Raw genomic sequence first — 7,194 nt, 5'->3', positions numbered from 1 at the left:
TTCTGTTATAGCCAAAACCAAGTGCCAACCCTGTTACAAAAAACGCTGGCGGCCCACCAATTTGTGCTTTTAATATAGCAAATGCAAATATGCTGTCGTTTTGATATGAACCTATTGCCGTTATAGATAAAACCTTCGTTTTGATATTAACTACACCGTCGTAGCTATCCTCAGGATTTTCCGCATTTCCCTTACAGACAACAAACGTTCCGCCAATCTCTAAAGAAGGACTGTTGTAGCTTATGCCTAAACCACTTAGGTAATAATTTATGCTTGAGAAATCAGACAGATCGGAAAGTTTGAACCCAAGACCTAGTCCAATAAGTTCAATCTTTATTGGATTTACTGCAAGGTCAGCATCTAGCGCAACACCGAGATGACCGTTTTCCCAAACTACACCAAGCCTATGCAGAGAAAACACACCAAGATTTTTTTCTATCTTGAACCATTTTGCAACGCCGCTAATGTCAGTAATCTCTTCCTTTGCGTTATCAGCAGATATTACTTCTGTGTCCCCTTCCTCGTATAATGTGAATTGTTGTACCTCCTTCTCTTTGGGCTTGATGATATCAATAGCAAATTCATATTGCTTATCAACAATGCACAACGCTGCTTTTAACTTCAACCCACTTTCTATCCCCTTGTCAGACATCTGTTTTGAACCAAATTTTATGTTAATATCTTTTATTGCCACCTGATCAAGCAGTTTTAAACCTTCACCCACTACAGGCAGTTTAGAAAGGCTTATTGTTTTTATCATATTTACATTCAGGCCAAATTGCGTTTTCTTCTCTTCATCAGTGGTTATTATAAAATGGATGCTGCCGTATTCATTACTTTTTACTGTGCAATCCAAGACATTTTTGCTGATATTATATTGAAGTTCAATCAAATTGCATGCTATTCCTAAATCGTCCAATTCTTGAGGAAGTTTGGAAACACCGAAGAACTCTGCCAGACCACTTAAAGACAACGGGTTATTATCTTTTTCTGTACACTCCCATTTAGCCGTTATTATGTCTCCACTGTTTTTGCCAAACACATATTCCACTGTAAAATGTTGCTCCATTATCGTAAGATAACCACCAAATTTTCCAGTGTATTCATAACTTTTACCTGATTTTTTTGCTTCGACGTTTACATTGGCTTTCATCTGAAAAAGCTTATCGATAATCGAACCATCTTCTTTTTTCTCTATAACAAGCGTTGCAGAAAATTTAATATTACTCTGTTTTACGTCAAACAAAAAAGACAAGTTTTCTATATATATTTCTGGAAATGAATCAGGGAATGAGATGTTTGAAACGCCAATCAAATCAGCAAGAGAATTTACAATATCGTCCAAATAAAGCTTTGAATCCTTTATAAAACTACCACCGAAAACAAGGCTCTTATTGACATCTTCCGTTTGCGCCAATAAGCGAAGACTCAAACTGCCGATTTGAAGCGTCCCTGATATAGCAAAGCTGTTTTTTTCTGCGATGCTTACCATTACTGCTATTTCTTTCAGGCGTAATTTTTCTAATCCAAAAAACTTCCAGTCAAGACCAAGCGAAGCAGAAAAATCAAAGGATATTATTTTTGATAAGTTTGTAGGGAAAATAATAGAAAGCTTATATAGTGTTACTTCTATCTGCGTAAAAGCTGACGGCAGATAGGCGGAAACATTACTATTTGAAAGTTTTGCAATTTCTTCTATCGACGAAAAAATCAAACCTTCTTTTGGAATCCGCAACCCAAATAAAAAGCGTGAATCAGAATAACGAAGGACAATCGGTAGTACTTGTCCCACCAATTTTATAGTAGCGTGCATGGCAAGATCAAAAAGCTTGTCGCGCTTTTTTATTTCAAATCCGAGGCTTTGTAAACAAATATTTGTCGATATATTAAAGTTTGTTTCTGTCGAAAAATAAATGCATTCCCTCAATTTTGAATAAGATAGCTCCGTGCCATATGTTAGATGTATATTTTGAAGTGAAAGCGCAGGAAAATCTGCAGACGGATTATCCTTAGAGCCGAGTGCGATACCTAGGATGGATGCAAGACTCAGGGGTTCTGTCAAATTGCCGCCCATAGAAATTAAGTCTTCTAATGGATTATTCATAAAAAAAATGTACTGCTTTTTTGTTTCTGTTGTGTTATAGTTTTTCTCATAGATACAAATGATGCTTTTCGGAATCGTCAGCGAAAAAGTAAACATAATGTCTTTTTCCGATTGTTTTACTAGCAGCAAAAAAGTAGATTCTACTTCCACATCGGTAGTACCAGTCACCTCAAAGCTTTCCTCGTTCAATTTCTTTAGCTTCACGTGGCTGATTTCTAACGCATTCCGTCCAAACCGTTTTGATAAAAAACCCTCTATACCAGGCGATGGCAACGCAAATGTTTTATCACAAATCACTAATTTATCATTTGCGATACTGGCGTTTACAGACTGAAAAATTTCGTTAATTACCATAGGCAACACTCCATTTCTATAAGCCGCTTGTTAAGGCTCCATATGCAGAATATGAAAAACGAGTAACATAATGTATTATTCATACATTATAACCAAATAATAGAAATTTTGCAAGCTTGATTTTGGGGAATTTTGATATAATTAAACAGTCAGAAGCGAAAAGATGGTAGTATAACTCAGATCAGTTATACTACCACCTCTTCGCCTCCAACATTTCCTCCAGATAAAAAACCGCTTCGTCAATCATCTGCTCCCTTTGGTCTTCATCCTCTACTGCATACAATCGATTATTCAAATCATGCAGATAGTCAAACCGTTCCTTGTTTCCTCCCTCAATCTCCCAGCCCTCTCCTCTTAATTTAGGAATCACCCAACACTCTTCAAGTGCTGGCATCTTCATTGTAAGAGCCGTTAGATTGGCATCTGTAATAGGAAAACGATGTACTTCATAGGGTGACAACCTACTCATAGTACTCATATTATTTTCAATATTGTCCCCCATTCCTTTCTCGTCTTTGTCATCTTCGTCTAACAGCTCAGCTTCCATAGCTTTCTTACGATCCTCCAACGCAACTCTTAGCGGTACTGGATATTTCGAAAGTCGATTTTCTCTTATCTGTGTCTCTCTATCTAAAAGAGCCTCCACATATTCCTCAAAGTCACACTGTAAACATCCCTCTTCATCTATCATCAATTCCGGCAGAAAATAAGTCCTAGCAACAACCTTACCAACCGACTGCCCCTGTAAACGAAGAATTTTCTTCAATGTAATCTCCGCTGTGCTTGTATCAAGAATATTCAGGATATATTTCTTTGTCGCAATTAAATATTCGAACGTTGTTGGTGCTTCAAAACGATATTTCTTACTGTTTAGAAACCAGATATCCGTAATTCCCTCTTTTTCATAAAATGCATGTTTTTCTAGCCACTCATTTAACTTCATATCATAACTTAGATATTCCATAGCTATCTGCTTATCATTGTTGTTTACATAGATATCCGCAACATACTTTCCAACGTCCTTGCTACAATAGACTTCAGCATCTGGAAAACTTCGCTTTGCCAATTGGTATAACAATCTTCTTGCTATCGGATAATCTCCCTTGTTCCCATTCGAACGAGTCTTACAATCTGTTTCTGCATGGTGTCTAAAATATGGCTCACGAATCATTCCTGCACATAATATAATCGCTTCTTTACAATCTGGACAAATCAACTCATGATTCTGGCTTGCCATTCTCATATGCAGACGTAACTCTTCTTTATATCTGCCCAAATAATCCTTTAACTCATAGGCACACCATAGTTCATTATGATAAAAAGCGTTCTCTTGTGTAACCAAGCAAAATCCTCCTCTCAAGCAAATGTATTTTCACGCAAATCTAAACCGCAACTTAAAGATTGTAGTCCTTAATTGTTTCAACTATGATGCTAATTCGAACTCACCTTAAATAGTGTATTTTAGCTAATAACCTCGTTATCGTCCTATGATAATAACGAAATCAATACTTTCTCAAAATAAAATTCTTTCTTTTTACCAAATAACCGTTCCATCTTCTTCAGATTTATATCCGAATGCTCAATCTCTCTTGAATACTTATGAGCAATATCAACAATATCCGCAAATGTTAAACTTCTATTTTCCTGCCATCTTGCCTGACACAATTCCTGTATTATTAACGGACTAATTACCGCCAGTTTCATCTTGCCATACGCATTCTCATCATATACTGCGCCAGAAAAATACGTATATGTAAAATACACATATAATTGCTCTAGTATTGTCTCATATGAGATACCTAACTCTTCGTTTTTCCTCATATAAGACAGAAAACGTCTTCGTTTTTTAATATATTCTCTCCAACCATTCTTATATAATTGTTCAAAAGCAAGCTTTGCATTTTCTGACCATTCTTTTCTTAATACCTCAAGGCGAAACAGTAATGAAAATTGCTTACGGATAATCTTAAACCGCTCTGCTTCTTTGGATTGATACAATTCCAACTTATGTATCATATAATCTACAACCGTTTCTGTCTTATAACGATTAATTTGCCTATCCATCGTATAGTATTCTTGGCTGTTTATTCTATTTTGTAAGTCATGTGCTAATGCAAAGCTAATTGCTGCTCGCACATTCACATCTAGTTTTCTGTTTTGCAATGTACCAATAATACAATTTCTCGCATCTGATATCTTAGTATAGAGTAGAAAATCAAAATCCTCGAATTGTTCCGATTCTTTTTTCTTCTCCTTTGTCAAAAAGCGAACTCGTTCCTTATGACTTAATATGATTCGTGCAACTTCAGGACATGACAATGAAAGCGACAAATCACGAACCCCATCATATTCCTCCATATGTCTTGGATACTTTCTACATGTGTCGCATAACATAGATGCGCCTAGTTCTGTATAGATATCACAGAAGTTATCCTCATTTAAGAAGGCACAACGATGATTATATTGTTTAAAAGAACCTCGACGAAACTGTATTGAATTTTGAAGGCAATTTCCAAAACCGCCTTCCACTTCTTTATATTTTTGCAATGTTTTTGCATCAATCATAATCTCCCAGCCTGCACAACAAGTATCCTCGCATTGGTCTGCAATACAGCTAAACTGGTTATAATAATCTGGAACTGAATATAGCATTATTTATTCCTCCAAGTGATACCACGGATTGCTACGCATTTCATGCAAGCATGAAACGATTGGCGCTTTTATCCTTGTATCATTTTATTTCTTTAATCGTTTTCCTGATATTTCGTTTACAGTTAATTTTAATAGCACTACTGCTTTCAGATGCTTCTCATTAAAAGTATATTCCTTCTTTGGCTGATAATGATTCATTAGACAAGTAAATGCAGAAATCTTATCCTCATCAGGCAACAACTCTAACTCTCCATTACCACATACACTTTCAAATTCCATCGTACAGTTACATGCTTGTTCTCCAACAACCAAATTGTGTGAACAGCTCATAGAAAATGCTACTTTACTATTTAATTTTAAAAGTTCAAGTTTTTTCCCTTCCAAAGCACAATGAAAATACATAACAAATGTTTCATCTTTATATTCTACTCCAAAATTAAGCGGAATCACATAAGGAAATTCTGCATCAAAAAATGCGATATTACACACATCACATCGTTTCATAATATCTAAAATCTCTTCTTTGCCTGTTATCTCTCTATCTTTTCTTCTCATATTTTTGCTTCCTTTCCATTTACTCTCTACCACTAATTGTATTGTTATCTGTCTGTATTGTCAATTTTCAAATATTAAGATTTATTTAAAACGCAAAAAAGACCAAAAAAGAATGATATCGTAACTTTTACATGTTCACTCTTCTTTTGGTCTTATTTTTACTGATTGCCCTAACTATATTAAACCATAATTATTCAGGACTACGTCCTTCAAACTACATCAAACTCTCATACAATTTCGTAATATCTTCAACGCTTGTCTCTTTTGGATTTCCTGGTCTGCAAGCATCATCATATGCTGATTGTGCAAGGAATGGAATATCCTCTTTCTTCACAATCTCTTTCAAATCTGCTGGAATTCCAACATCTTGCGATAACTTCTTAACAGCTTCAATTGCTGCTTCTCTGTATTCTTCCTGAGACATGGAATCAACGCCTTCAACACCCATAGCTCTTGCGATTTCACGATATTTCTCACCTGTCGCTTCTGCATTATATTTCATTACAGTTGGAAGGATAATCGCATTCGCTACTCCATGAGGAGTATCATATAATGCGCCAAGTGGATGTGCCATAGAATGCACAATTCCCAATCCTACGTTAGAGAATCCCATACCAGCAACGTATTGACCAAGAGCCATTCCTTCTCTTCCATCTGCCGTATTATCAACTGCTCCACGAAGGCTTCTTGCGATAATCTCAACAGCTTTGATATGGAACATGTCTGATAATTCCCAAGCACCTGCTGTAATATATCCTTCAATCGCATGTGTTAACGCATCCATACCTGTTGCCGCTGTCAATCCTTTTGGCATTGAAGCCATCATTTCTGAATCTACAAATGCTACCACAGGAATATCTTTAGGATCTACACATACCATCTTACGATTTTTCTCAACATCTGTAATAACATAGTTAATTGTTACCTCTGCAGCAGTTCCTGCTGTCGTTGGAACTGCAAGAATCGGTATAGACTTATTCTTCGTTGGTGCTACGCCTTCAAGACTTCTAATGTCAGCAAACTCAGGATTTGCAATTACAATACCGATACCTTTTGCCGTATCAATCGAAGAACCGCCACCAATTGCAATAATATAATCCGCTTCTGCTTTTTTAAATGCTTCTACGCCAAGTTGTACATTTTCAATTGTTGGATTTGCCTTAATATTTGAATACATCTCATAAGCAAGCCCTGCTCCATCTAAAACATCGGTAACATTCTTTGTTACCCCAAACTTAATTAAATCTGGGTCAGAACAAACTAACGCCTTGTTAAAACCTCTGCCTTTTACCTCAGATGCGATTTCTTGAATTGCACCAGCTCCATGATAAGATGTTTCATTTAATATAAATCTGTTCGCCATAATTCTCTTCTCCTTCATTAATTTATTTACAACATTTTAGGATGCTATCCTTTTCGTTGCATTGGTTTGTTATACATCTATTTTAACAAACTTTTACTTCTCATACAAGAACTTTTCTGGTAATATTACCCTAAAATCTTTTGCAAGGTCGCGGAATTCCTCTGGT

The 7,194-nt window shown here is 36.1% G+C and carries 5 protein-coding genes; all 5 read right to left on the bottom strand.

From position 1 onward, the window contains the following. A partial coding sequence (locus RMR19_RS05565) for a DUF6603 domain-containing protein (RefSeq protein WP_310602512.1) occupies positions 1–2,458 on the bottom strand: 2,458 nt, incomplete at its 3' end. Positions 2,459–2,648: 190 nt separating this feature from the next. Then, positions 2,649–3,800, bottom strand: a complete 1,152-nt coding sequence (locus RMR19_RS05560) for a competence protein CoiA family protein (RefSeq protein WP_310602511.1) — start codon at positions 3,798–3,800, stop codon at positions 2,649–2,651. A 143-nt stretch (positions 3,801–3,943) separates the two neighbouring features. After that, positions 3,944–5,110: a flagellin lysine-N-methylase gene (fliB, locus tag RMR19_RS05555; RefSeq protein ID WP_310602510.1), complete on the bottom strand. Its 1,167-nt coding sequence runs from the start codon at positions 5,108–5,110 to the stop codon at positions 3,944–3,946. A gap of 84 nt (positions 5,111–5,194) precedes the next feature. Then, positions 5,195–5,665, bottom strand: coding sequence for a pyridoxamine 5'-phosphate oxidase family protein (locus RMR19_RS05550; protein WP_310602509.1), 471 nt, complete (start codon positions 5,663–5,665; stop codon positions 5,195–5,197). A 214-nt stretch (positions 5,666–5,879) separates the two neighbouring features. Next, the gene (gene fucO / locus RMR19_RS05545) at positions 5,880–7,028 is read right to left on the bottom strand and encodes a lactaldehyde reductase (RefSeq protein WP_310602508.1); all 1,149 of its coding nucleotides are present in this window, start codon (positions 7,026–7,028) and stop codon (positions 5,880–5,882) included. Positions 7,029–7,194 lie beyond the last annotated feature (166 nt).

Origin of the sequence: Anaerosporobacter sp. (assembly GCF_031551385.1) — a bacterium.
Lineage (GTDB): Bacteria > Bacillota > Clostridia > Lachnospirales > Lachnospiraceae > Anaerosporobacter.
This window is presented reverse-complemented; position numbering and strand designations above follow the sequence as displayed.

Excerpts from the sequence above, each read along its gene's own strand:
- fliB (WP_310602510.1), bottom strand. The coding sequence starts at position 5,110 with ATGCTATATTCAGTTCCAGATTATTATAACCAGTTTAGCTGTATTGCA.
- RMR19_RS05550 (WP_310602509.1), bottom strand. The coding sequence starts at position 5,665 with ATGAGAAGAAAAGATAGAGAGATAACAGGCAAAGAAGAGATTTTAGAT.
- fucO (WP_310602508.1), bottom strand. The coding sequence starts at position 7,028 with ATGGCGAACAGATTTATATTAAATGAAACATCTTATCATGGAGCTGGT.